Here is a 24,813-nt window from a genome sequence, read left to right as displayed (position 1 = left end):
AAAAAATCCGCATTCCTTAACCAAACGTCCGAATTTGTGAGTTGCCATGAATGATGCATTGACGGAAATGCTGCGTGGTCTGCGGCTTGACGGCGTGGAATATGGCCGCTGCCGCATGGCAACGCCCTGGGCGACGGCCTTTCCCGAGCAGGAGGCGGCGCGGTTTCATTTCATCGGCGTGGGCCAGGCAAAATTACGCAAACCTTCCGGAGAATGGCTGACGCTTACGTGCGGCGATGCAGTGCTTCTGCCCCGTGGCCACGCCCATGTGCTGGGCAGCGGCGAGGATGTAACACCTGCCCTCTTCGACCGGTTCGGTAAAAAGGAAGTGTGTCAGGGCATTTTCGACATGGAATGTGCTGGTGCCGGCGGCGACACGGTAGCCTTTACCGCCTCGATGCGTTTCAACATGGATAATCTGCATCCGCTTTTGCAACTGATGCCGGATGTGATGCTGACCAGCGATCTCGCCAAAAGCGATCCGGCCATTCCGCATCTCCTGGAAGCCATGGCGCGCGAAGTGGAACTGAACCGCGTTGGTGCCGGTGGCATTCTGGCGCGGCTTGCCGATGTGTTGACGGCAACACTGATCCGCACATGGGTAGAATATGGTTGCGGCGATTCCAGCGGCTGGCTTGCCGCCGTGCGCAATCCCGAACTCGGACGGGTGCTTGCAGCGATCCACCTTACCCCCGAGAAAGACTGGAGCGTGGAAGAGCTTGCCTCCCTGATGGGTGCATCCCGCTCGAGTTTTGCAGAACGCTTCACCCGTGTGGTGGGTGAAAGCCCAGCCCGTTATGTCGTTCGCATACGCATGCATCAGGCGCGACTGTGGCTGCGCGAGGGTATGCGTGTAACGCTGGCGGCGGAAAAGCTCGGCTACGATTCCGAGGCATCCTTCAGCCGCGCCTTCAAACGCGTGATCGGCGCGCCGCCCAGCCAGTTCCGCAGGAAGGACACCTCTGGTCTGGAAGATGCGGCATAGGGCGCATCTTAGAGCACGTCCGGTTTAAACAGAAACTTTTGACGCGCTCCATCTCTTTGTTTTTACGCATTTTCTGGACGTAAAACCGCTACGCACTTTTACTGGAAATGCTCTAATGGAAATTGCGGGAAATGACCTTTATCCTCTCCACCTCATCTCCATCCTGGGTCGCAGGCGGTGGACGTTTCCTGATATTGCGATGATCGTCCGGCGGAATACCGTGGTGGAACTCGTCGCCGCGCCCATGCGGTAGAGGAAAGGGGTGGTTGCGCTCACCCACGCTTGCCAGCGCCTCTGACAGATCGGTCAGCCGGTGTGCGACCAGATGCACCACCTCGCCTTCCCGTTGGATCTTGCCGTAAATACCGACCATGCCGGCGGAAAGCACCACGCGCCGGTATTTTTCGAAGGTCTTCACCCACAGAACCGCATTGGCAATACCCGTCTCATCCTCCAGAGTCATGAAGATCACTCCCTTTGCCGAGCCTGGGCGCTGGCGCACCAGAACCAGCCCCGCCGTTTCCAGCCACGTGCCATCACGGACGCGCACCGCATCCGCGCAGCTGACGATGCGCCGACGGGAAAGATCGCGCCGCAGGAAGGACATGGGGTGTTCGCGCAGGGTCAGCCCCACATGGCCATAATCCTGCACCACCTCGCCGCCGTCAGTCATGGGCCGCAGCGCGACGGAGGGTTCGGAAAGCTCATCCACAACGGCGTTTTCCCGGCTGGCAGCGGCAGCAAAAAGCGGCAGCGGCTCATCCCTCAAAGCCTTGATGGCCCACAGCGCCTCGCGTCTGGAAAGCGAGAGCGACGGCAGAAAGGCGTCGGCTTCGGCGAGACAGACGAGGGCAGCAGCCGGAACACCTGCCCTTCGCCAGAGATCGTCCACCGAGGCAAATGCCCGATCCTGACGGGCCGCGACAATATCGGCTGCGTGATCGTTGGAGAGACCCTTCACCATGCGCAGGCCGAGCCGCACGGCGTAACGCTCCTTACCATGAGCATTCTTCTTGCCCGTGGGCTCCAGCGTGCAATCGAAGCGGCTATTGTTGACGCAGACCGGGCGCACTTCCACACCATGATCGCGCGCATCACGCACGATCTGCGCCGGGGCGTAAAAGCCCATTGGCTGCGAATTCAGAAGCGAGGCACAGAAAATATCCGGATGATGGCACTTCAGCCATGCGGAAGCATAGGCAATCAGCGCGAAGGACGCCGCGTGGCTTTCCGGGAAACCATAACTGCCGAACCCTTCGAGCTGTTTGAAGATGCGTTTGGCGAAGTCCTCGTCATAACCGCGTTCCACCATGCCATCGATCAAATCCTGCTGGAACTTGGAGATCGTGCCGACATTCTTGAAAGTCGCCATCGCGCGGCGCAACTGGTCCGCCTTGCCGGGAGAAAAACCGGCGCAGTCGATGGCAATCTTCATGGCCTGCTCTTGGAATAGCGGGACACCCAGCGTCTTTTCGAGAATATTTTTAAGCTCTGGTTTTTCATATCGAACGGGCTCTTTGCCCTGACGGCGCCGCAAATATGGATGGACCATATCTCCCTGAATGGGGCCGGGACGAACGATAGCGACCTGAATTACAAGATCGTAAAATTCGACGGGCTTCAAACGGGGCAACATCGACATCTGCGCCCGGCTTTCGATCTGGAAAGTGCCTAACGTGTCGGCTTTTTGGATCATTGCAAACGTTGCAGGATCATTCGGTGGCATCGCGGCAAGATCGTATTTTTCTCCTGTACGAGCCTCCAGCAGGTCGAAGCCACGCTTCATGCAGGAAAGCATTCCAAGCGCCAGGCAATCCATTTTCATGAACCGCACGATATCGATATCGTCCTTATCCCATTCAATGATCTGTCGACCGTCCATGGCGGCTGGTTCAATTGGCACTAGCTCATCCAGCCTATCATGGGAAAGTACGAAGCCGCCCGGATGCTGGCTGTGATGGCGCGGTGTGCCAACAAGCTGGTTGGCAAGCTCGAAAGCCAGTTTAAGGCGACGATCCTCCATATTGAGGTTCAGTTCCTTCACCTCTTTTTCGCCAACTCCTTCGCTCCAGCGCCAGACTTGCGAAGACAGAAGTTTGGTCAAATCCTCCGGCAGACCTAGTACTTTACCAACATCTCGCAATGCCCCTCGACCACGGTAGCGGGTGACGACTGAACAAAGCGCCGCTTTATCGTGGCCATAGTTTTTGTAGACCCATTGAATAATCTCCTCACGACGCTGATGCTCGAAATCCACGTCGATGTCAGGCGGTTCACCCCGGTTTTCGGAAACAAAACGTTCAAAGACGAGATTGCTGAAACGAGCAGGATCAATGGCAGTGATACCAAGTACAAAACAGATAACCGAGTTTGCCGCCGAACCGCGTCCTTGGCACAAGATATCCATTTTGCGAGCCTGTCGCACGATAGCACTCACGGTCAGGAAATAGGGCGCATATTGCAATCTGCCGACAACATCCAACTCATGATGCAGCGCCTTTTCGACCTTCTCCGGCAAACCATGCGGGTAACGTCCCGGCACCGCTTCCCAGACGAGCTTTTCCAACGCCTGTTGCGCCGTCAGCCCCGGCAGGCTGCGCTCCTCGGGATATTGATAGACCAGCTCCTTCAACGAAAATTTGCAGCGCTTCGCGATTTCGAGGCTGCGGGCCAGTGCTTCCGGGTAGCGGGCAAACAGCCGGTGCATTTCCTGAGGCGGCTTCATATAACGGTCGGCATGCCGCTCGCGCCGGAAGCCCGCCTCGTCAATGGTGCAATTGTGCCGGATGCAGGTAACGACATCCTGCAGCATGCGCCGCTCGGGCACATGAAACAGCACGTCATTGGTAACAACGGTCGGCACATCAGCGGCTGCAGCCATATTCGACAATTCGAAAAGCCGCATCTGGTCGTTGGGTCGTCTTCGCAGGCTCAGCGCCATATAGGCCCGGTCAGCAAAAGCGGCTTTCAACCGGCGCAGGCGAAGCGCGCAGAGATCGTCAGCCAGATCGGCGAGCAACACCACGATAAGGCCTTCGCCATAAGCTACGAGATCGTCCCATGTGAGCCGACACTTACCCTTGCCACCCCTCTTCTTGCCGACGGAAAGCAGCCTGCAAAGCCGCCCGTAAGCCGGGCGATCCATGGGATAGACAAGCACGGAAAGATCGTCATCCAGATCGAGCCGGCAGCCGATGACGAGCCGGATGCCATGATTATCGGCCGCTTCATAAGCGCGGGGAATGGCCGCAAGGCTATTGCGATCGACGATGCCGAGTGCCTCGATACCGAGATTTTTTGCCTGTTCGAACAGTTCATCACAGGAACTTGCGCCGCGCAGGAAGGAGAAATGCGTGGTCACCTGAAGCTCGGCATAGCGCGGCGTGCTCATGCGAAGACCCCATGGATGAACCAGCCCTGCGAGCCCGTCTCGGTATGTTCGCCATCACCGGAGCGGAAAATCCAGAAACGCTCGCCGATTTCGTTTTCCACTGTGAAATAATCGCGCACGGCGGCCTTTTCGCGGTCGCGTTTCCACCATTCGCCAAACACCCGTTCCGGCCCATCAGCGCGCCGCACATTATGGCGCACGCCTTTCCAGATGAAATAACGCGGCGGATGATCCGGAAGCAGCGCCAGAGTTTCGATGGGTTCCGGCCTTGCAAAAAGCCTGACCGGGCGCGGCCAGTGGCAAGGCCAGCCGAGGGTATCCTCAGGTGCCAGCGCCGCAACGCTGGCAAGAGAACGTTCCGGCACGTCGCTTGCCACCGCCGCATAACGATAGACCCTGTGGCCACGATTGAGGATGACATCGACCGTATCGGCGATTTCCGCACGCCCTTCCTCAAGAAGCGAGGACCGGGCCTGCGCGGCGACAAGCGGCTCGGCATGGGTGGCGGTCAGCACCATCATCTCAATGCCGAAGCCGGGATCGATGGTGTCGATACGGTCGGTCAGAAGCCGGACAAGCTGTTTGACATCACGCACCGGTCTGGAGGTGCCGGCCCGCACGGCCTGCAAGCCGCTATCCACCCGGTGCAGCACCAGATCGACGCGGCGTGCGCCAAGGCCGCGCTTTTCCAGCGAGACGCAAAGCTCAGCAACCAGCTTTTGCACATAGCGGGCAATCGTCTCCGCCGCCGCGATCGGCTCGGGAAAGGCGCGGCGCACCTCCACCAGTTCGGCAATGCGCACCGGCTCGATAGGTTCGCCAGTCTCGCCGAAAGCCTGGGCGAGCCGCCTGACCACTTCCGGGCCGAAACGCAGGGTCAGCGGCGCCCGCGGGGCCTCGGCAAGTTCGCCTATGGTGCGAAAACCGAGCACCTTCAATCCGGAAACGATACGCTCCTCCAGCCTGAGCGCCGCCAGCGGCAGCCCGCTGATCGCCGCCCGCTGTCCGCCCGGCGATACGATGCTGATCTCCTCACGGCCAAACCGGGCAAGCGCATGGGCCGCCCCCCAGCTATCGGCAATGGCAGCGCGGGCGGCGAAGCCTGCGGCATGCAGGCGGTTCACCATGCCGCTCAACATCAGCGTCTCATTGCCGTGCAGATGGTCCGCACCTGCCGTATCCAGCACCAGCCCATCAGGCGGATCTGCGGCGACGATCGGGGCATAGATACGCAGGAAATGAAAAGCGAGTTGTTGCAGGGCGCGGGCATCCGCCGCCGCATCCATATCCTCGACAACGAGACCCGGCACCAAAGCCTGCGCCTTGCTGACGGGTGTGCCGGGCCGGATGCCCGCCGCCTTTGCTTCCTTGTCCAGCGCCAGCACCAGGCGGCGGCTGCCCTGACGGCCGATCATGACCAGCGGCTTTTCAACCGGCGGCGCGTTCTGCCCCGAAAGACGCCGGTAGCGATCCGTCGGCCATGTCGGCAGGTAAAGCGAGACGACCCTTTGCATCACAGGCTTCCACTTCAAATGCAGCGCTTTCGCCGCCGCGGCATCGCAAAAGTTCCAGAAACCAGCGTGGCCTGCCCACCCCCGGCACCGGCAGGGGCGAAGATGGTCGGACAGAGACACGCCAGCGGGTGACAGCGGCCGTCGGCTCGCCAAACAACGCCGCATCGGCCGGGCGCCGGAAGCGGCGAATGGCAATGCCGGTGACACCAGAGGTTTCCGCCGCCAGTTGCAACCGCCGCGAGGCATTCATCGGCAACTTCGCAAGCTCGCCCATCACGGCGCCAAAACCGTTGCAGCGCAAGCCTTCCTCGAAACAGTCGAGCACGCCTTTCTCATCGCGGCATTCGACGATGATGACCCGGTTCTGCGACAGGCCCGCCTGCGTCAATCCCGGCATGAACAGATCCCTGCGGGTGACACACCATAAGACCTTGCCGGACAGCCTTGCTGCCACACCGGCCGCAAAAAGCGCCGCTGCCGCACCATCGGCGGCGCCATTGCCGCCGCCGCTCAGCTCATGCAGGCAACCGAGCTTCAGCCCGCCTCCAGGCAAATGGTGATCGATGGCATCCACGCCGAAAGGCAAGGCCTCGTGCAGGCGGTGAGGACCGCCACCGATCCTTTCCAGCCTTTCACGCAGCTCTTCGACAACGAGCAACTGTTCCGCGCGCTTTTGCATGGCATGACAGGTTTCAATTCCGGTTTTTCAGTTTTATTGTTCCTGTTTTGTTCTTATTTCAGCAAAGAGTCAAGCAATGCCGTGCGGCTCTTCAACAGGTTTGCGCGGGAAGAGAGGGATTATGGCCTTGCGGCCATGTGTACCACCGTTAAAACGGATTATCCGGTCGGCCTCTCTCTTTTTGCGGATAATTGACGCGCCGGACATCAGGGTTTGGAGGAAACCGCCGATGATCGCCAGCATTCTGATTTCCGTGGTTGCGGCCATCCATGTTTACATCACCATTCTGGAAATGCTGCTGTGGGAAACGCCGGCCGGCCGCAAGGCCTTCGGCCTCTCTGCGGATTTTGCGCGACAGACGAAGGTGCTTGCCGCCAATCAGGGGCTTTACAATGGTTTTCTGGCAGCCGGATTGATCTATGGGCTCACGCAGGGCGATGAAGGACTGAGTTTCAAGGTCTTCTTCCTCACCTGCGTCCTGGTAGCCGGCATTTTCGGTGCCATTACCGCCAATATGAAAATCCTGTTCATTCAGGCTTTGCCGGCATTGTTTGCGCTCGGCTTCCTCTGGATCGGAGTATGAACCTATGACCGCATGGAACGATCTCCGCGCAAAAGACGCCCTCAACCGCATATTTATGGCGGCAGTGGCGAGTGCCGATCCCGCGAAGGTGCTGCAACATCATCTTCCTTCCCCGCCCAAGGGCAGGTGCGTGGTGGTCGGCGCGGGCAAGGCCTCGGCTACCATGGCCGCAGCGCTTGATAAGGCCTGGGTGGATGTGAACCTCTCCGGTATCGTCGTAACCCGTTACGGTCATGCCGTTCCGGCCGGGCGCATCGAAATCATCGAGGCCTCCCATCCCGTGCCCGACGACATGAGTGCTGAAGCGGCAAGACGCATTCTTGCCGCCGTTGAAGGGCTGACCGCAGACGACATGGTGATCGCGCTGATTTCCGGCGGCGGTTCGGCACTGATGGTCGCACCCGCCCAAGGCATGACGCTTGCGGACAAGATGGCCGTCAACCGCGCGCTTCTCGCCAGCGGCGCGACGATTTCCGAAATGAACGCCGTGCGCAAGCACCTCTCCCGCATCAAGGGCGGGCGACTGGCGCTGGCCGCCAAACCGGCCAGAGTGGTTTCGCTATTGATTTCAGACGTACCGGGCGACGATCCCTCCGAAATCGCTTCCGGCCCCACGGTTGCCGATCCGAGCGATATCAACAATGTGCGGGAAATCGTCTCCCGTTATACGCTCGATCTTCCCGAGAATGTGCGCAAAGTGCTGGAAAAGGGGGAAGAAACGCCGAAGGCAGGCGATATAGAAGAGGATATCAGGCTGATCGCGACACCCTCGCTCGCCCTACAGGCGGCGGCGGACGAGGCGGTGAAGCTTGGCCTTACGCCGCTCATCCTCGGGGATTCGCTGGAGGGCGAGTCAAAGGATGTCGGCGCGGTGATGGCGGGTATCGCCCTCTCCGCCAGCCGCAAGGGCCTGCCAGTCAAAGGCCCGGCCGTGCTGCTTTCCGGCGGTGAAACCACGGTGACGATCGGTAAAGGGTTGGCCGGCAAGGGCGGGCGCAACACGGAATTTCTGCTGAGCCTTGCGCTGACGCTGAAGGGCGCAGGCGGTATCTGGGCCATCGCCGGCGATAGCGACGGCATAGACGGCGTTGAGGATGCGGCAGGCGCACTGGTGACGCCGGATACGCTTGCGCGTATGCGCAATGCCGGTGCCGATCCGCGCCAGTCGCTGGTGGGACACGACAGCTACACCGCCTTCAAGGCGGTTGGCGACCTTGTCGTGACCGGTCCGACGCTGACGAATGTGAATGATATCAGGGCGATTTTGATCGGGTGAAAGCGGGAGAGCTCGAGCCTGTTATGGCCGTCCGGTGCGCATCGTTGAAGGTGGCTGTTTTGACTATACCGTCGGACAGGTATATTCTGGTGGCCTGTCTTTCGGAGCCTCAGCCATGCGTTTTGGAGTGCTCGTAATTGGTCTAGCCGTGGCGCTGATCCCCACCTTGGCGGATGCCCACAATTGCAAATGCCGAAATCGCGGTGTCATGTTCGAACTCGGCCAGACATCCTGCCTGAGGGTCGATGGCGGCTCCTATCTCGCGCGCTGCGAAATGAAACTCAACGTCTCGTCCTGGACGAGAATACAGGACGGTTGCCCCGTGACAGAACGGATGCAGCAGCAGATGACACGCGTAAATTGATCACGTCTTCAGATGGGTCATGAGGGGAAAGCGGGCAGAGATAAGCCGAGAGCTTGCCCCCTCATCCGGCCCTTCTCCCCCCCCCCCGCGGGGAGAAGAAATACGCCGCGACGCCATGTCGATCTTACAGCTTCACCCAGCCGCCATTCTTCTTACCGGATTCGATGCACGCGGTGACAAAAGCGACGCCTTTGACACCGTCATCGACGGTCGGATAGGTGACCGCCTTGTCTAGCTCCGAACCGGTGCGGCGGGCTTCGATGGCCTGGGCCGCTTCGGTATAGATGGTCGCGAAGGCTTCGAGATATCCTTCCGGATGGCCCGAGGGAATTCGCGTGACGCGCGCGGCCGCAGCACCGGCGCCAGCACCGCCGCGGGTGATGAGCTGTTTCGGCTCGCCAAGCTTTGTGAACCAGAGATAGTTCGGATCAGCCTGCGTCCACTCGATGCCTGCCTTGTCGCCGTAAACGCGGACCTTCAGCCCGTTTTCATGCCCGACAGCCACCTGGCTGCACCAAAGCAGGCCCTTGGCTGGTTGCTTGCCGTCCTTTGGCTTGAAGCGCAGCATCACATGCGCATTGTCGTCCAGACGGCGACCCTCCACGAAGGTATGTACATCCGCTGCCAGTTCATCGGCTTCCAGACCAGAAATGAAGCAGCCGAGATTATAGGCATGGGTGCCGATATCCCCTGTGGAGCCGCCTACACCGGATTGCGCCGGATCGGTGCGCCAGACGGCCTGTTTCGCACCGGTCTGCTCCAACGGCTCAGCCAGCCAATCCTGCGGATATTCCATCTGCACCAGACGGATGTTCCCGAGCGCACCGGTTTCCACCAGTTCACGCGCATGCCGCACCATCGGATAACCGGTGTAATTATGGGTGAGGATGAACAGCGCGTCCGCCTTGTCCGCCACGTCCTTCAGCTTTTTGGCATCCTCCAGATTGGAGGTCAGCGGCTTGTCGCAGATGACATGGATGCCGCGTTCCAGAAACGCCTTCGCCGCAGGATAATGTACGTGGTTGGGCGTAACGATCGCCACCGCCTCGATACCATCCTCGCGAAGCGCTTCCTTCTCGGCCATTTCTTCGAATGACCCATAGCAACGTTCTGGATCAAGCCCGAGTTCGCGACCGGAGGCGAGGGATTTTTCCGGTGTCGAGGACAAGGCCCCGGCCACGAGATCGAAGCGGTTGTCGAGCCGCGCGGCCATGCGGTGAACGCCGCCGATAAATGCACCTGAACCGCCACCGACCATGCCCAGGCGAATCCGCGTGTTCGCCTTGTCGGTTGTCTTTCCTTCAATAGCCATAATGTCTCCTCGGCATTTTCTAAGCGCATTCCCACACGGAAAACGGCTTCACACTTTTCCTGGAAATGCTTTTAAAGCCCAAGCATGCGCCGGTTGGCCGCATCGTCGGTGCCAGCAGATGCAAAATCATCAAAGGCTTTTTCCGTGACGCGGATGATATGGTGCTTGACGAACTCGGCCCCTTCCCGGGCACCGTCTTCAGGATGTTTCAGCGCGCATTCCCATTCAACCACTGCCCATCCGTCGAAATCATTGGCAGCCATTTTCGAGAAGACCGCACCGAAATCCACCTGCCCGTCACCCAGCGAGCGGAAGCGGCCCGCACGGTTGACCCAACCCTGATAACCGCCATACACGCCCTGGCGGCCGGTCGGATTGAACTCAGCGTCCTTGACGTGGAACATCTTGATGCGGTCTTTGTAGATGTCGATATTGTCAAGATAATCAAGGCATTGCAGCACATAATGCGACGGGTCGTAGAGCATGTTGGCGCGCTTGTGGTTCTTCACACGCTCCAGGAACATCTCGAAAGTCACGCCATCATGCAGATCTTCGCCGGGATGGATTTCGTAGCAGACATCCACGCCCTGCTCATCGGCGTAATCAAGGATCGGCGTCCAGCGTCTTGCCAGCTCGTCAAAGGCGGTTTCCACGAGACCGGCCGGGCGCTGCGGCCACGGATAGATGAAGGGCCAGGCAAGAGCGCCCGAAAAGGTGGCATGTGCGTTGATGCCGAGATTTCTCGAAGCCTTCAGGGCAAGCTTCACCTGCTCCACCGCCCATTGCTGGCGAGCCTTCGGATTGCCGCGCACTTCAGGTGCTGCAAAACCATCGAAGGCCTCGTCATAGGCGGGGTGAACGGCAACCAGCTGGCCCTGCAAATGGGTGGAAAGCTCGGTTACCTCGACGCCGTTCTGGCGGGCGACACCCGCAAATTCGTCGCAATAATCCTTGGATTCGGCGGCCTTTTTCAGATCGATCAACTGCCCGGCCCAGGTGGGAACCTGCACGCCGGCATAACCCTTTTCTGCGGCCCATTTGGTAATGCCGTCCCATGTATTGAAAGGCGCAGCATCACCGGCAAACTGACCGAGGAAAAGACCCGGTCCCTTGATCGTTTTCATAAAAATCTCCTCCTGTATCGATACAGTTCAGCGGTAAAACCGCTTTGGCTCCCAATTTGCCAAGCTAACCGCTCATAATTTTCAGACAAGCCCCAAATGCCGGGGAGCGAGAGAATTTCGCTATTTCACTAAAAAACGAAACACGTCTAAAGCGCCAGACCGCTTGCCCTGTCGAACAGATGCACACGCTCGTGATGCACGGTGGCGGCAAAGGGGGTGTTGACCTTGACCAGTTGCTCGCCATCCACCACCGCCGTAACCTGATCGCCCGCCAGTTCGAAGACCACATGCGTCTGCGCGCCTGTCGGCTCGACCAACACCGTCCTGCCGGACAGCGAAATATCGCCGCCGACGGTCGAACCGATATGTTCCGGTCTCAACCCAATCGTCACCGGCTGGCCGCGCTTGACATTTCTTGAGGCGGCAATGCGGATCGCCGTCCCGTCCTTCAGCCGGGCGGCAGGTTGATCGCCCTCACCGTCGACCACGCCTTCGATGAGGTTCATGGCCGGCGAGCCGATGAAGGCGGCAACGAAGAGATTGGCAGGTGTCTTGTAAAGTTCGAGCGGCGTGCCCTGCTGCTCGATACGGCCGTGATTGAGCACCACCACCCGGTCGGCCAGCGTCATTGCCTCGATCTGATCATGGGTGACGTAGATGGAGGTCGTACCGACTTTCTGATGCAGAGCCTTGATTTCGCTACGCATCTGCACGCGCAGCTTGGCATCCAGATTGGACAGCGGCTCATCAAACAGGAAGACGGCCGGGTTGCGCACCACGGCGCGGCCCATGGCGACGCGCTGGCGCTGGCCACCGGAAAGCTGCGAGGGCTTGCGGTCCAGAAGCTTGCCGAGATCGAGCATGCGGGCGGCTTCCGCCACGCGCTCATCCATGACGTTTTTCGGCTGCCCGGCAAGCTTCAGGTTGAAGCCCATGTTTTCGGCGACCGTCATATGCGGATAAAGCGCATAGGACTGGAATACCATGGCGATATTGCGCTCGCGCGGCGTCATCGAATTGACGACGGTGCCGCCAATGAGGATATCCCCATCGGTGATTTCCTCCAGCCCGGCGATCATGCGCAGCAGGGTAGACTTGCCGCAGCCCGAAGGCCCGACCAGCGCAATGAATTCGCCATCGGTTATATCGAGCGAGATGCCGTGAATGACATCGAGCGAGGCATAGGACTTGCGGATATCCCTAAGTTCGACGGAAGCCATGTTTTGCTCCTTTCAAGTCACGATTTGACGGCACCGGCCGTCAGGCCCGCGATGATGTGTTTCTGTGCGAGGAAGAAGACGATGACGGTCGGCAGGATCGTCAGCGTGATGAAGGCGAGCACGAGCTGCCATTCCGTGCCGAATTCGCCGCGATAGACCATGATGCCGAGCGGCCAGGGATATTTCGATTCCGAGTTCAGCATGATCAGCGGCAGGATGTAGCTGTTCCAGCTGCCGACGAAGGAAACGATCCCAACCGTCGCCACGATGGGTCGCGAAAGCGGCATCGAAATGTGCCAGAAGAAGCGCAGATAGCCGCAACCATCCACGAAGGCGGCCTGAAACAATTCCTCCGGCAGATTGCGGAAGTAATTGCGAAACAGAAGGATGCTCATGCCGAGCCCGAAAGCCACCTGCGGCAGAACCACGCCCCAATAGGTATCGAGCAGACCGAGATCGCGGATGCGGATGAACAGCGGCAGGATGGCGGTCGCCGCCGGGAACATCAGTCCCAGCAGGAAATAATTCAGCAGGAAAGACGAGCCAAAGAACTTCACATGCGCAAAGGTGAAGGCGGCCATAGCCGAGACGGTCAGCGTCAAAAAGACCGTCAACAGCGCAATCACCAGCGAATTGAATATCTGCAGCCAGTAGCGCTTGCCAAAGAGGATATCGCCGTAATTGGCCCATTGCCACTCGGCGGGCACGCCGAACGGGTTGACGCGCAAATCCCCCAGCGTCTTGAAGCCGCCAAGCGCCGTCGTCAGAAGCGGGATGAGCACGATGGCCGCGATCAGGCTCAGCGATATATAAAGATAGAGCTTTGTTTGCAGCGGCATGCGGACGGAAGTGGATGGTTCAGTCATGGCGCATGAAAATCCTTTTGTAACCGAAGGCGAGCGTCACGCAGATGACGAAGAGAACGACACCCACCGCGCTGCCAAGCCCCACCTGCATGCGCATGACGCCGTAGGTGTAGAGAAAGGTGACCATGGTTTGCGTGGAGTTGGACGGACCGCCGCCGGTGAGCGGCATGATCATGTCGAACAGCTGTAGCGAGCCGATCACCGCGAAAAAGACGGACAGGCGCACCGTCGAGCCGAGCATTGGCAAGGTGACGTATCGAAACTTCTGCCAGCCGGAGGCGCCGTCGATTTCGGCAGCTTCCAGCACGTTCTTGTCAACGGACTGAAGGCCGGCGATGAACAACATCATGTGGAAACCGAAATACTTCCAGACGATGACGCCAAGCACGGCGTAGATCGCCACGTCCTTGTCGGCCAATACGTAAGGATTGGCGAAGCCGAAGAAATTGGATATTGCAGCGAAAAGGCCGTAATCGCCATCATAAACGAAGCGCCAGATCAGGCCGGCCGCTACATCCGCAAGGACATAGGGCAGGAAGAAAACCAGCCGAAAGGCAACGACGCCCGGAAGGCGGTGCGCCAGCATCATGGCAAGCCAGATCGCCAGCGGGATCTGGATCAGCACGGAAATCAGGATGATGAGGCCGTTATTGAGCAGAGCCTGCGAAAAGGCGGCATTGCCGAACAGGACCTGGAAATTCTTCAAACCCACGAAATCGGTCGGCGTGCCGTAACCGTTCCAGCGGTAAAGGCTGTACCACGCCGCCTCGCCCATGGGCAGGATGACGAACAGGGTAAAGAGCAGCAATGCGGGCGGCAGGAAGACCAGCAGGGTCAGCGCACGGTCATGCGCGACCGAGCTTTGCTTGCGCTTCGTCTTCGACGCGCCGCGCGCCGGTATGGACGCAGAAGTCATGGAAATATCCGTCATCTCTATCCGCTTTCATTCAGGCAGATACTGCGGCGCCGCGTCCCGCGCGGCGCCGTCATGGAACCGAAATCAGCGAAGCTCGAAAGCATCCTGAATTTGCTTGGCACCCTCTTCGGCGCTCATCTGGCCGGAAACGATTTCGACGGAGACATCGTTGACCACGCGGCCAACGGCAGCGCCCAGTGTCTGGTCGAAGAAGTTCTGGTGCCAGGTAGAGCTTGCAAGCTGCTTGGCCGAATCCGCCAGCAGCGGGTTCTTGACCGCTCCATCCGCACCCGTCGCAACCGGCAGGATCATGCCCGCAGCCGCCATCTTCTCTTCACTTTCCTTGCTGGTCAGGAAGGTCGCGAAATCGATCGCTTCCTTGGAAGCGTTTTTCGTGACTGCCCAACCATTCAGACCGCCCAGCGTGTCGGTGGCTTTGCCAGCACCACCTTCGACGGCGGGAAAGGCGAAGCGACCGATATTGTCTGCCGCAAGGCCTTTGCCGTCACCGGCATTCTTGCGCTGGTTGGCTTCAGTATTGTCAAAGCCGAGGATCATCGCGGCCTTGCCGTCACCGAAGACGCCGAGCGCCTGCGGCCAGGTGGAGCCGAGATAGCCGGGCTGGAAGGGTTCGAGCTTGCCGAACTCGGCCAGTTGCTCGCCCGCCTTGATGATGGAAGGATCCATGAAGCCTTCACCCTCGCCCTTGCGGGCGGCGTCGAACACGGTCTGCCCGCCATTGCGCATGACGAGATAGCTCCAGTAGAAATGGATCGGCCATTTTTCACCGCCGCCACCGGCAATCGGAACGATACCGGCTGCCTTGATTTTCTTGACGGTGGCGCCGAGATCGTCCCAGGTCTTGATGTCTTCCGCCTTCACGCCCGCCTTGGCAAACAGCTCCTTGTTATAAAAGAAACTGACGAGGCTGACCTTGTAGGGCACTGCCCAGACCTTGCCGTCAAAGGAGAGGCCGTCGATTGCCGCCGCATTATAGGCCTGCCGCAGCTTGCCGCCATCGGCATCGAAAACCTCGCTCAAATCCTTGAGTGCGCCGGTTTTTGACTGTTCCTCAAGGACGCCGCCGCCCCAGCTGTAAAAGAAATCGGGAACGTCGTTGGATTGCAGCAACGTCGGCAATTTGGCCTTGAAGGCCTCGTTTTCCAGAAACTGCAGTTGCACATCCACGTCTGGATGTTTGGCCTCATAGTCCTTGGCAATCTCCTCCCAGACGGCCACGGCTTTGGGGTCCAGTTCCACATGCATCCATTTAACAACCGTTGCGGCCGAGGCGCTTGCGGCGCCGAGCATGAGAGCAATGCTTGTCGTTGTGGCAAAGCCTATCAGCCTGCCGCTCAGGCTTGCGCCTGCGTGCCTAATCGTCATGATCGTGATCCTCCCTCGGGGATTTCCTCATTTATTCCCCAATGCGGATTAATTCACCTTAGCACTCGCTCATTGTCAAGGCGCCATGCCGATTTTTTGAGCGAACGGCTTGACACACCCCTCCCTGACACCGTTATTTAATCCGCAATCCGACATAAATTGGTTTTCGAACCGGCATTGATCGCAGCAGGACCCCATGAAGACCGCAGACCCAGAACTGATGCGCGCGATCAACCGGCTAAGCGTGCTGGACAGCATCCGCCGCCATGGACCGATCTCCCGGGTGGAAATCAGCGAAAGAACGCAGCTTTCCACCACCACCGTATCGGCGATCACCGCATCGCTGCTCGATGACGGGCTTATCCTGACCCGCCATATCGGCGATATCCGCACGGAGGGCGCACGCGGCAGGCCGCGGGTCATGCTGGAGCTGAACCCGGATGCGGCCCGCGTGGTGGGCGCCAAGATTGCGGCAAGCCGCATGGTCTTCGTCGTCACCGATTTTTGCGGCAACGTGCTGTCCACCCTCGCCCTGCCGATCCGTGTAGACCGCCAGCCGATCGGCGTCATTGCCGATCTGGTGGAAGACGGGGTGCGGCGTTGCGTGGTCGATGCCGGACTGTCGCTGGAAGATGTGGACATGGTCTGCCTTGGCCTGCCAGGCGTCATCGAACATCGCACCGGCAGGATCCGCAGCAGCCCTATCCTGCGGGAAGTAAACGTCGATTTTGCTGAGGAAATGACCTCACGGCTGAATTCCCCCACCATCATCGAAAGCGACGCCCACGCCATCACGCTTGCCCATCACTGGTTCGGCCATGCGCGCGACCTTGAGGACATGGTGCTGATCTCGCTCGAGCAGACACTCGGGCTTGGCGTGATGCATCAGAACCAGCTGTTTCGTGGTGCAGGCGGCCTCAGCCACAATCTCGGCGACCTCGTGATCGGCCTTGCCAGTGAAGGAACCGTGCGGCTGGCGAGCCAGGCGGGCGAGAACGCCATTCTCGGTTCCCGCCCGGTGGACGGGCGTTTTGCAGAAGCTATCCGGCTTGGTCGCGGCATGCAGCATGCCCATGCGCTGATTGCGGCGGAAGACAACGATCTTATTGCGGCAGCCTTGCGCGCCGGTGCAGCACTTGGCCTGACGCTTGCCAATATCGTCACGCTGTTTGCGCCGCCACGGGTCATCATCACCGGCTCCAGTCTCGAGCTCGGCGAGCCCTTCATTACCAGCATCCGCGACAGTTACAACGCCGCCGTGCCGCCATCGCTGGCAGGCGTCGCAGAGCTGGTTTTCGACGTTGCGAGCGACGAACTGTGGGCACAGGGGGCGGCAGCCGTCGCACTTTACGAGCTTTACGAATCGCCATGGAACACGACAGGGCCGGCGCTCTAGCCGGCAAGGTTGAGAGTGGCTTAAGCATTTCTGATTTACGGGAGGAAATCACATGAACAAGGTCGGTATCGGCATCATCGGCTGCGGCAACATCTCCAGCGCCTATCTCAAGGCGATGGCGTCGTTTCCCATTCTCGACATTCGCGGACTGGCGGATATGAACGAGGAGGCAGCAAAAGCGCGGGCAGACGAGTTCGGCCTTCAGGCAAGAAGTATCGACGAACTTCTGTCTGACCCCTCCGTGGAAATCATCGTCAACCTGACGATTCCCAAGGCGCATGTGGAGGTGGGCCTGCGCGCAGTTGAGGCGGGAAAACATGCCTATTCGGAAAAGCCGCTCGGCATCAATTTCGCGGAGGGTAAACGGCTTGCGGACGCTGCAAAGGCAAAGGGCCTGCGCATCGGCTCGGCGCCGGACACGTTCCTCGGCGGCGGGCACCAGACCGCGCGCCGCCTGATAGACGAAGGTGTGCTCGGCCAGCCGGTTGGCGGAACGGCTACCTTCATGTGCCCCGGCCATGAGCGCTGGCATCCCAACCCCGCCTTTTATTACGAAGTCGGCGGCGGGCCGATGCTGGATATGGGACCCTATTACATCACCGATCTCGTCAACCTGTTCGGCCCGGTCGCCAAAGTGGCAGGTTTCGCCATCGCGCCGCGCAACGAACGCCTCATCACCAGCGAACCTAAGAATGGCGAGAAAATCCCAGTCCATGTCGCCACCCATGTTTCCGGCGTGCTGGCATTCAAGAACGGCGCGGTGGTGCAGGTGGGCATGAGCTTCGATGTGGCGGGCCACAAACATGTACCGCTGGAAATCTACGGAACGGAAGGCACATTGATCGTGCCCGACCCCAATCATTTCGGCGGCGAGGTGCAATTGCTGAAAAAGGGCGGCCAGTTCGAGCCGCAGGCACTGTCGTCGCCCTATGCTGACGGCAACTACCGCTCGATCGGCGTGGCCGACATGGCCCATGCGATCCGCGAAAACCGCCCGCACCGCGCCAATGGCGATCTTGCCCTGCACGTACTGGAGGTCATGGAGGCCTTCCAGACGGCATCGGACAGCGGCACCACCGTTTCCATCACCACCGAGGTGGAGCGCCCTGCTCCACTTGAAACTTCGCTGGTCGACGGCCAGCTCGGCAAATAATCCCGAGGAGGAAATAAATGCGCGAAGCACTCATCGTCTGGGGCGGCTGGAGCGGCCACGAGCCGCAGGAATGCGCCACCATCGTCAAGGATATTCTGGAAGAGGATGGTTTCAAGGTCTATGTCGAGCACAGTACGGAGGCTTTTGCAGATCCTTCCGTGCATGATCTGAGCCTTGTCGTGCCGATCGTGACAATGTCGAAGATCGAAAAGGAAGAGATCAAGAACCTGACGGCTGCTGTGGAAAACGGCGTCGGCATCGCCGGCTTTCACGGTGGTGCGGGCGACAGTTTCCGCGACTGCGTCGAGTACCAGTTCATGATCGGCGGCCAATGGGTCGCCCATCCCGGCAATATCATCGACTATCACGTCAACATCACCCGCCCCGACGACCCGTTGATGGAGGGGATTTCCGATTTCCCCTACACATCGGAGCAATACTACATGCATGTCGATCCCTCCAACGAGGTGCTGGCGACGACAAAATTCACCGGCGACCATGCCTGGTGGATCGACGGTGTAGTGATGCCGGTGGTCTGGAAACGCAAATACGGCAAAGGCCGCGTCTTCTATTCGGCGCTCGGCCATCAGGCCAAGGAGTTTTCCGTGCCGCAGATGAAAACCATGTTCCGCCGCGGTGCCAACTGGGCGGCACGTTGAAGCGTGCATTGAGAGGCGGCCAAACAAGGCCGCCTTTTCCTTTTATCAACCCCGAATAATTTCTTCCGCAGCCATCGCCACACCCAGAACGTGGTCGTCCGCGCCGTGCAGGCCTGATAGCAGCAGGCCAACGGGCATGCCCGCCTCACCCGTGCCGCAGGGAATGGAAACGCCACAGAGATCGAAGAAGTTGCCGATCTGGGTGTTGCGCAGGGTCTTGGCATTCATGGCAAAGAAGGTCTCATCATTCTCCACAAGCGGTGCGACCTCGGCCGCGACATGAGGCAATGTCGGCGATATCAGCAACTCATTCTTGCCAATCATGCCCGAAAAAGCCGCCGTCATGCGTTCGCGCGCCTCGATAATGGCGATGTAATCCGGCATGGAGATATTCGCGCCCAGTCTTGCTCGCGCAACCACGCGTGGGTCCATGCGCGCCGCGTCAGCACCTTCCAGCCGCGCCTTGTGCAGGGCGAAGGCTTCCGCCGTTACCAGCGCACCTTTTTCCTTGATAAGATCGAATAATTGCGAAAAGACCGGGAATGCCTGCCGCCGTACAGACGCGCCAGCGCGGGAAAGCCGTTGCACCGCCTGCTCGAAAGCGACCGCGACGCCCTCCTCGATGCCATCGAAAAACACTGTTTCCGGCACGACGAGCGACAAGCATGACAGAGGCGTGCGCGCCGCATCAACAGCCGCTTTGCCACGCATGGCGGCATCTACCCACACAGCGTCCTGCACAGTGCGAGTGAGCGGGCCGAGCGAATCGAGACTTTTAGCCAGCGGATAGACGCCGCGCATCGAGTAACGGCCGCGGCTCGCCTTGTACCCCACCACACCGTTGAAGGCGGCGGGAATGCGCACCGATCCGCCGGTATCCGTACCGATTGCCACCGGCACCAGACCGGCCGCAACCGCGACACCCGCGCCGGAAGAAGAGCCGCCCGGCAGCCGGTGGCCATCCGTGGAGGCGGGATTGCGCGGCGTTCCGTAATGCGGGTTGATGCCAAGGCCGGAAAACGCGAACTCACTCATATTGGTACGGCCGATGCAGACCATCCCGGCCTCCTTCAGCGCGCTCACCACATCCGCGTCACGTGACGCAGGCGCATCGTTCGAAAGCACCGTCGAGCCAGCCGTGGTCACAGTGGATTCGAGATCGAAAAGGTCCTTCCAGGCCACTGGAATGCCGTCGAGCACGCCGCAGGAGCGACCCTCGCGAATGCGTTTTAGGGCGCCTTCCGCCTCCGCCATGGCCCGCTCCGCCGTCAAGCCGACAAAGATCGCCCGGTCTTCCGATTTCCCGATTGCATCAAGCGTCTCTTCCGCCAAGGCGCGCGGATCAAGATGGCCGCCCTGGATGAGAATGGAAAGCTGCGCGATGTTTTTGCCTTTGTGAGCCATGATATGTTCCCTGAAACCGGCATGTTACGCACAACATGCCGTTTATCGGCCGCTTGGCAAGGTCAATCGTGGTACCCTTACAACCATAAAGCCCGGTTGATGAGCGTGAAAAGAGGCCCCAATGCATCGGCGTATTCGGCGTCGATGTCCCATCGCAAGCCATCGAATATTTCAACCTGAGGTACATATTTTCGGCGCCTTATATAAGCGGCGACTATAAAAAGACGGATTAATTCTTAATCGCATCTAAACTTTGTTGAATTATTTAGCAGACACCATTGAAATACATGCCCTATAAAAATTCCATAAAACAATCATAACGCGACATCGCGGGGGAATATCGCGAATGGAAGAGACTGCCTATCGGGGGATAGATAGACAGACTGAAACCGGTGACACGCTTCGCTCAACGACGCAGCCGGTACCGGGCCGCTTTTCGCGGCGGCGTTCGCTCGCCAGCAAGATAACCCTGATATTTCTCGGCGGCGTGATCTTTTCCTACAGCATCGGGGCGCTCGTCGGCTGGTACATGTTCGTTGCCGCCGCCAGCGAGCAATGGCTCAACCAGGCCCGCGTCAATTCGCAGATTGCCAGCGCCACCCTGCGCAGCATCTATACCTATGTCAGCGTCACCGCCGACACGGACGGACAGGTGAACGGCATCTTGACCGACAAGCCGATTGGCGACGACGCATCCATTCTCGTTACCGGCTTTAATCCCAGCGACGTTCTCGCCCTCATCGGCGCGCAGACCAAGAATGCCGTCTGGCTTTTCCGCTACGATGAGGCCGATTCCGGATTCCGTCAAATCGCGGCGGCGTTCGACAACGCCACCGACGACGACGAAAAACCGATTGCCACCGATCCCATCTTCTCCAGAGATGCGGTCGCCGCGCGTTTTGCCACCGGCTTTGCGACGATTGGCGATTCCAGCCATTATATCGGCCTGTTGCCGATCATCAGCACGGAAACGAAAAAACCGATTGGCGCGGTCGCCGTCAGCATCGGCGGTTCGGACGCGCTTTATGGCGCGCAGCGCAAGCTCATCTACAATTCGCTCGTCGCCCTGATCGTGGTTCTGACCGTCACCGGCGTTCTCGTGACGCTGATTGCCAGGCATTTTCTGAAACCCGTTCCGGCGCTGGTGCAGGCGACACTCAGGATCGCCCGTGAGGAAACCGATGTCGTAACGCCGTTTCAGGATCGACGGGACGAGATCGGCGACATGGCCACCGCCATCGAAACCCTGCGGGAGGCCGTTCTGGAACGTGGACGGCTCAGGCAAATACGCGACATGGCGCAGCAACTGGAACATATGGCCCATCATGATGCCCTGACGGGGCTTCCCAACCGCGTGCTCTTGATGAAGACGCTGGAGAACCGTCTCGAACATCTTTCTACATCCGGCCAGCCGTTCAACGTCATGCTGCTCGATCTAGACCGCTTCAAGGCCGTTAACGATACGTTGGGACACGCGGCCGGCGACGCCCTGCTGGTAGCCGTGGCCTCGCGGATTTCCTCCGTGCTCGGTGAAAACGACATGGTGAGCAGGCTCGGCGGCGACGAATTTGCGATCATACAAGCGGTGACCGATAATTGTCGCGAGGATGCGGGCGCGCTGGCAAAGCGCGTGGTGCACGCGGTCTCGCGCAGCTTCAGCCTCGAAGGCAGCCATATAAGCGTCGATACCAGCATCGGCATCGCCTGCGCGCCCGATCACGGCAACTCCGCCACCCAGCTTCTGCAACATGCGGACCTTGGTCTCTACCGGGCGAAATCCATGGGATGCGGCTTCTTCGTCTTTTACGAGCCCGGCATGGACATGGCGGCGCAGCACAAGCACGCGCTCGAAATAGACATGAAATCCGCGCTCGAAAACCACGAATTCGAGCTGTATTACCAGCCCGTGGTCAATCTGGAGAGCGGCCGCATTGTCGCCTACGAGGCCCTTGCCAGATGGCGGCACAGCAAGCTTGGCATCATCACGCCGGATCGCTTCATCACGCTTGCCGAAGAAAACAATTTCATCAAACCTCTGGGCGAATGGGTTCTGGCGCAGGCCTGCATGGACGCCATGACCTGGCCCAGGGATATCCGGCTTGCCGTCAATCTTTCCGCCGTGCAGCTTTGCAATGACGATATTGTCCCGATCGTCGACAGCGCGCTGAAAGCCTCCGGCTTCCCGGCCGAGCGGCTCGAGCTTGAAGTGACGGAAACGGCAATGCTGGAGCGCGACAACAGCGCCAGGGCTTTAAAGCTGCTGAAGGAAATGGGCGTCCGCCTTGTGCTTGATGATTTCGGCACCGGTTATGCCGGGTTGAGCACGCTGACGCATGTTGCCTTCGACAAGATCAAGATCGACCGCGAATTCGTTTCCGGCCTGCCGGAAAATCCAATGTGCTCGGCCATCGTCAACACCATCATCGACATGGCAGAACAGATCGGCCTGAAAGTCACAGCCGAGGGCGTGGAAGACAAGAAACAGGTCGAGGCCCTCAAGCTTTCCGGATGCGACGAGGCGCAGGGCTATTATTTTGCCGAGCCGGCGCCGCTTGCCCGGATACTCAAGAACCGTGCCGTCATCGCCCAAACCGGAAACGACGAATATAGCGACGTCGGGCGACCGATGCAGGAAACCTATTACCCGCCACAAAAAGCGATTTGAGAACGCGGCTGACAGCCAAAAGGACATAAAATGCGCATTTCAGTATTTTGCCTTTTCCTCACATGCTTTATCCCCATAACTCCGGTGCAGGCCGCCGGCGAAGGCGATACGCTTCGGCAGATTGCCAAGACCGCGAAAATCCGCATCGGTTATCGTGAGGCCGAACCGCCGTTTTCCTATCAGCTGCCGGATGGAGAAGTGACCGGCTTCTCGACTGATCTTTGCCGCGCGATCAGCGAGGACATCCGCACGCAGCTGAAGCTGGACAAACTCGACATTGAATATGTAAAGGCCACGCCCGCAACCCGGTTCATTCTCGTCCGTAGCGGCAAGATCGATATTGAATGCGCGGCGACGACCAACAACAGCGAACGCCGGAAAATGGTGGATTTCTCCTATCCGAATTTCATGACCGCGACGCAATTTCTCTCCCGTAAACAGGACAATCTGAAGAGCCTTGCCGATCTGGCCGGACGCTCCGTCACATCCGCCTCCGGCACGGTCAACATCGAGCAGCTGAATGCGGTGAACCGCGAAAAGAACCTCAATATCTCGGTGATGCCCACAAAAACCAATGAGGAAGCCTTCGAACTCGTCGTTGCCGGCAAGGCCTCTGCTTTCGTCATGGATGGCATATTGCTGGCGGCGCTGGCGGCAACATCGGAGAATCCCGACCTCTACGCGCTCTCGGACGAAACGCTGAGCGCACCCGAACCTTACGGCCTGGTGTTTCGGCGCAACGACCCCGCCTTTAAGGCCGCGGTCAACGAAAGCCTGCGGCAGATATTCACCGGTCCCACCATTCACGGCCTTTACGAAAAATGGTTCACCAAACCCATTCCGCCCAATGGCATGAACCTGAACCTGCCGATGACCGCCTCCTTGAAACAAGCCTATGACAATCCGAGCGAATACCGGGACTGAGGGTGTAAAAACCCCACCTCTATTTTATGAAAATGTTTTGACAGATAATTTTGGCTGGAGATGCGCGATGCAGAGATCGACATTGTGGCTCATGCTTGGGGTTTTTAGTCTTTTACCCACCATTGCAGCCGCCGACGACACCCAACCGCCTACACTCGAAACCATTGCCAGAACCGGCACCATCCGGCTCGGCTTTGCCGACAGAAATCTTCCCTTTTCCTATATGGGAATTGGTCCAGAGCCGATCGGTTACAGCATCGAACTGTGCCTGAAGGTGGCGGATTCCATCAAGAAGAAGTTGGGCCTGCCGGAATTGAAAATCGATTTCGTCAAGCGCACCCCCAGCAACCGCATCACGCTTCTCAATGACGGCACAATCGACATGGAATGCGTGGCGAGCACGAATACGGAGGAAAGACGCAAGGCCGTGTGGTTTTCCTACAGCCACTTCATCACCGGCACGCGTTATGTCGCGCTGAAATCAAGCAACATGACAAGCGTCAGCGATCTTGCCGGTCGAACCGTGGTCGTGACGACGGGAACGATCAATATCAGTCAGCTGAATGTGCTTAACCGCAAACTGGGACTGAACATCGCCGTCCTGCAAAATGACAGTACCGAAGGCAGTTTCGACATGGTGACGGAAGATCGAGCCTCTGCCTTCGTCATGGACGATATTCTTCTGAGGTCCTTTGTGGCTGAAACGGGCAAGCCCGAAGACTATTCCATCTCGAACGAATATCTCGCCCCACCACAGCCATATGGCCTGATGCTCCGACGGGGCGACACCGCCTTCAAGAACGCCGTCAACGAAGCCCTGGGGAAAATTTATGCGAGCGGCGAAATCAACGCGATCTACGACAAGTGGTTCAACGCGCCGATCCCGCCGAACGGCATAAACCTCAAGCGCCCGCTTCCCGACGATCTGGCCGAGGCATTTAGAATGCCGGTTGATACGACGGCCGAGTAAAGAAAAACGCCGCCCTGCAAGGGGCG

General features: G+C 59.1%; 21 protein-coding genes. 10 read left to right on the top strand and 11 right to left on the bottom strand.

The genetic code is table 11. The annotated features are described in order from the left end of the window. Window positions 1–46: 46 nt before the first annotated feature. On the top strand, window positions 47–985 hold the full coding sequence (locus CRO62_RS11225) for an AraC family transcriptional regulator (RefSeq protein ID WP_013761499.1): 939 nt from the start codon (window positions 47–49) through the stop codon (window positions 983–985). A 112-nt stretch (window positions 986–1,097) separates the two neighbouring features. On the opposite strand, the gene CRO62_RS11220 is transcribed toward CRO62_RS11225, so the two are convergent. The 4 genes from CRO62_RS11220 to CRO62_RS27200 form a co-directional block, all read right to left on the bottom strand. Beyond that, entirely contained in the window at window positions 1,098–4,376 is a 3,279-nt protein-coding gene (locus tag CRO62_RS11220) for an error-prone DNA polymerase (protein WP_097100201.1), read from the bottom strand. Continuing rightward, on the bottom strand, window positions 4,373–5,890 hold the full coding sequence (locus CRO62_RS11215) for a Y-family DNA polymerase (protein WP_179784501.1): 1,518 nt from the start codon (window positions 5,888–5,890) through the stop codon (window positions 4,373–4,375). Before CRO62_RS11215 ends, CRO62_RS11220 begins: the two co-directional genes overlap by 4 nt. Continuing rightward, the gene (locus CRO62_RS11210; protein WP_097100200.1) at window positions 5,805–6,569 is read right to left on the bottom strand and encodes an ImuA family protein; all 765 of its coding nucleotides are present in this window, start codon (window positions 6,567–6,569) and stop codon (window positions 5,805–5,807) included. Before CRO62_RS11210 ends, CRO62_RS11215 begins: the two co-directional genes overlap by 86 nt. A 69-nt stretch (window positions 6,570–6,638) precedes the next feature. Next, complete coding sequence (locus CRO62_RS27200) at window positions 6,639–6,812, bottom strand: hypothetical protein (protein WP_154962722.1); 174 nt, start codon at window positions 6,810–6,812, stop codon at window positions 6,639–6,641. Between CRO62_RS27200 and CRO62_RS11200 the strand changes: the two genes are divergently transcribed. The 3 genes from CRO62_RS11200 to CRO62_RS11190 all read left to right on the top strand — a co-directional run bounded on the left by CRO62_RS11200 (window position 6,799) and on the right by CRO62_RS11190 (window position 8,792). Then, a complete protein-coding gene (locus tag CRO62_RS11200) occupies window positions 6,799–7,152 on the top strand; it encodes a DUF1304 domain-containing protein (RefSeq protein WP_097100199.1) in 354 nt (117 codons plus the stop codon). The genes CRO62_RS27200 and CRO62_RS11200 overlap by 14 nt on opposite strands. Window positions 7,153–7,156: 4 nt before the next feature. Next, on the top strand, window positions 7,157–8,428 hold the full coding sequence (locus CRO62_RS11195) for a glycerate kinase (RefSeq protein WP_097100198.1): 1,272 nt from the start codon (window positions 7,157–7,159) through the stop codon (window positions 8,426–8,428). 115 nt (window positions 8,429–8,543) lie between these two features. Next, complete coding sequence (locus CRO62_RS11190) at window positions 8,544–8,792, top strand: hypothetical protein (protein ID WP_097100475.1); 249 nt, start codon at window positions 8,544–8,546, stop codon at window positions 8,790–8,792. 124 nt (window positions 8,793–8,916) lie between these two features. On the opposite strand, the gene CRO62_RS11185 is transcribed toward CRO62_RS11190, so the two are convergent. The 6 genes from CRO62_RS11185 to CRO62_RS11160 form a co-directional block, all read right to left on the bottom strand. Further along, entirely contained in the window at window positions 8,917–10,104 is a 1,188-nt protein-coding gene (locus tag CRO62_RS11185) for a Gfo/Idh/MocA family protein (protein ID WP_097100197.1), read from the bottom strand. Window positions 10,105–10,175: 71 nt separating this feature from the next. Continuing rightward, window positions 10,176–11,228: a sugar phosphate isomerase/epimerase family protein gene (locus CRO62_RS11180; RefSeq protein ID WP_003510723.1), complete on the bottom strand. Its 1,053-nt coding sequence runs from the start codon at window positions 11,226–11,228 to the stop codon at window positions 10,176–10,178. Between the two features lie 146 nt (window positions 11,229–11,374). Then, a complete protein-coding gene (locus tag CRO62_RS11175; protein WP_097100196.1) occupies window positions 11,375–12,448 on the bottom strand; it encodes an ABC transporter ATP-binding protein in 1,074 nt (357 codons plus the stop codon). Between the two features lie 17 nt (window positions 12,449–12,465). After that, window positions 12,466–13,314 carry a carbohydrate ABC transporter permease gene (locus CRO62_RS11170; protein WP_097100195.1) on the bottom strand — a complete coding sequence of 283 codons (849 nt, stop codon included), beginning with the start codon at window positions 13,312–13,314 and terminating at the stop codon, window positions 12,466–12,468. Continuing rightward, window positions 13,307–14,245, bottom strand: a complete 939-nt coding sequence (locus CRO62_RS11165) for a carbohydrate ABC transporter permease (RefSeq protein ID WP_003510729.1) — start codon at window positions 14,243–14,245, stop codon at window positions 13,307–13,309. The genes CRO62_RS11170 and CRO62_RS11165 overlap by 8 nt, the downstream gene beginning before the upstream one ends. Before the next feature lie 69 nt (window positions 14,246–14,314). Further along, entirely contained in the window at window positions 14,315–15,616 is a 1,302-nt protein-coding gene (locus tag CRO62_RS11160) for an ABC transporter substrate-binding protein (RefSeq protein ID WP_097100194.1), read from the bottom strand. A gap of 196 nt (window positions 15,617–15,812) precedes the next feature. Here CRO62_RS11160 and CRO62_RS11155 point away from each other — a divergent pair, with 196 nt between their 5' ends. The 3 genes from CRO62_RS11155 to CRO62_RS11145 are packed head-to-tail and all read left to right on the top strand — an operon-like array spanning window position 15,813 to window position 18,824. Further along, window positions 15,813–17,012: an ROK family transcriptional regulator gene (locus tag CRO62_RS11155; RefSeq protein WP_003510733.1), complete on the top strand. Its 1,200-nt coding sequence runs from the start codon at window positions 15,813–15,815 to the stop codon at window positions 17,010–17,012. Between the two features lie 52 nt (window positions 17,013–17,064). Continuing rightward, window positions 17,065–18,165, top strand: a complete 1,101-nt coding sequence (locus tag CRO62_RS11150) for a Gfo/Idh/MocA family protein (protein ID WP_097100193.1) — start codon at window positions 17,065–17,067, stop codon at window positions 18,163–18,165. A gap of 17 nt (window positions 18,166–18,182) precedes the next feature. Continuing rightward, window positions 18,183–18,824, top strand: a complete 642-nt coding sequence (locus CRO62_RS11145) for a ThuA domain-containing protein (RefSeq protein WP_003510737.1) — start codon at window positions 18,183–18,185, stop codon at window positions 18,822–18,824. A 45-nt stretch (window positions 18,825–18,869) separates the two neighbouring features. Here the strand turns inward: CRO62_RS11145 and CRO62_RS11140 are convergent, their stop codons facing one another. Then, the gene (locus CRO62_RS11140) at window positions 18,870–20,228 is read right to left on the bottom strand and encodes an amidase (RefSeq protein ID WP_097100192.1); all 1,359 of its coding nucleotides are present in this window, start codon (window positions 20,226–20,228) and stop codon (window positions 18,870–18,872) included. A 346-nt stretch (window positions 20,229–20,574) separates the two neighbouring features. On the opposite strand from CRO62_RS11140, the gene CRO62_RS11135 reads away from it, so the two are divergent. From CRO62_RS11135 to CRO62_RS11125, 3 genes are all read left to right on the top strand, one after another. Beyond that, the gene (locus CRO62_RS11135) at window positions 20,575–22,893 is read left to right on the top strand and encodes an EAL domain-containing protein (RefSeq protein ID WP_097100191.1); all 2,319 of its coding nucleotides are present in this window, start codon (window positions 20,575–20,577) and stop codon (window positions 22,891–22,893) included. A 30-nt stretch (window positions 22,894–22,923) separates the two neighbouring features. Next, window positions 22,924–23,817 carry an amino acid ABC transporter substrate-binding protein gene (locus tag CRO62_RS11130; protein ID WP_097100190.1) on the top strand — a complete coding sequence of 298 codons (894 nt, stop codon included), beginning with the start codon at window positions 22,924–22,926 and terminating at the stop codon, window positions 23,815–23,817. Window positions 23,818–23,884: 67 nt separating this feature from the next. Beyond that, a complete protein-coding gene (locus tag CRO62_RS11125) occupies window positions 23,885–24,787 on the top strand; it encodes an amino acid ABC transporter substrate-binding protein (protein ID WP_097100189.1) in 903 nt (300 codons plus the stop codon). The last annotated feature ends 26 nt before the right edge of the window (window positions 24,788–24,813 follow it).

Source organism: Rhizobium sp. AN6A (genome assembly GCF_900215635.1).
Lineage (GTDB): Bacteria > Pseudomonadota > Alphaproteobacteria > Rhizobiales > Rhizobiaceae > Agrobacterium > Agrobacterium tumefaciens.
Note: the sequence above shows the minus strand (reverse complement) of the source record. Positions and strands in the feature narration are given on the sequence as shown.

Excerpts from the sequence above, each read along its gene's own strand:
- CRO62_RS11225 (WP_013761499.1), top strand. The coding sequence starts at position 47 with ATGAATGATGCATTGACGGAAATGCTGCGTGGTCTGCGGCTTGACGGC.
- CRO62_RS11220 (WP_097100201.1), bottom strand. The coding sequence starts at position 4,376 with ATGAGCACGCCGCGCTATGCCGAGCTTCAGGTGACCACGCATTTCTCC.
- CRO62_RS11215 (WP_179784501.1), bottom strand. The coding sequence starts at position 5,890 with ATGCAAAGGGTCGTCTCGCTTTACCTGCCGACATGGCCGACGGATCGC.
- CRO62_RS11210 (WP_097100200.1), bottom strand. The coding sequence starts at position 6,569 with ATGCAAAAGCGCGCGGAACAGTTGCTCGTTGTCGAAGAGCTGCGTGAA.
- CRO62_RS11200 (WP_097100199.1), top strand. The coding sequence starts at position 6,799 with ATGATCGCCAGCATTCTGATTTCCGTGGTTGCGGCCATCCATGTTTAC.
- CRO62_RS27200 (WP_154962722.1), bottom strand. The coding sequence starts at position 6,812 with ATGCTGGCGATCATCGGCGGTTTCCTCCAAACCCTGATGTCCGGCGCG.
- CRO62_RS11195 (WP_097100198.1), top strand. The coding sequence starts at position 7,157 with ATGACCGCATGGAACGATCTCCGCGCAAAAGACGCCCTCAACCGCATA.
- CRO62_RS11190 (WP_097100475.1), top strand. The coding sequence starts at position 8,544 with ATGCGTTTTGGAGTGCTCGTAATTGGTCTAGCCGTGGCGCTGATCCCC.
- CRO62_RS11185 (WP_097100197.1), bottom strand. The coding sequence starts at position 10,104 with ATGGCTATTGAAGGAAAGACAACCGACAAGGCGAACACGCGGATTCGC.
- CRO62_RS11180 (WP_003510723.1), bottom strand. The coding sequence starts at position 11,228 with ATGAAAACGATCAAGGGACCGGGTCTTTTCCTCGGTCAGTTTGCCGGT.
- CRO62_RS11175 (WP_097100196.1), bottom strand. The coding sequence starts at position 12,448 with ATGGCTTCCGTCGAACTTAGGGATATCCGCAAGTCCTATGCCTCGCTC.
- CRO62_RS11170 (WP_097100195.1), bottom strand. The coding sequence starts at position 13,314 with ATGACTGAACCATCCACTTCCGTCCGCATGCCGCTGCAAACAAAGCTC.
- CRO62_RS11165 (WP_003510729.1), bottom strand. The coding sequence starts at position 14,245 with ATGACGGATATTTCCATGACTTCTGCGTCCATACCGGCGCGCGGCGCG.
- CRO62_RS11160 (WP_097100194.1), bottom strand. The coding sequence starts at position 15,616 with ATGACGATTAGGCACGCAGGCGCAAGCCTGAGCGGCAGGCTGATAGGC.
- CRO62_RS11155 (WP_003510733.1), top strand. The coding sequence starts at position 15,813 with ATGAAGACCGCAGACCCAGAACTGATGCGCGCGATCAACCGGCTAAGC.
- CRO62_RS11150 (WP_097100193.1), top strand. The coding sequence starts at position 17,065 with ATGAACAAGGTCGGTATCGGCATCATCGGCTGCGGCAACATCTCCAGC.
- CRO62_RS11145 (WP_003510737.1), top strand. The coding sequence starts at position 18,183 with ATGCGCGAAGCACTCATCGTCTGGGGCGGCTGGAGCGGCCACGAGCCG.
- CRO62_RS11140 (WP_097100192.1), bottom strand. The coding sequence starts at position 20,228 with ATGGCTCACAAAGGCAAAAACATCGCGCAGCTTTCCATTCTCATCCAG.
- CRO62_RS11135 (WP_097100191.1), top strand. The coding sequence starts at position 20,575 with ATGGAAGAGACTGCCTATCGGGGGATAGATAGACAGACTGAAACCGGT.
- CRO62_RS11130 (WP_097100190.1), top strand. The coding sequence starts at position 22,924 with ATGCGCATTTCAGTATTTTGCCTTTTCCTCACATGCTTTATCCCCATA.
- CRO62_RS11125 (WP_097100189.1), top strand. The coding sequence starts at position 23,885 with ATGCAGAGATCGACATTGTGGCTCATGCTTGGGGTTTTTAGTCTTTTA.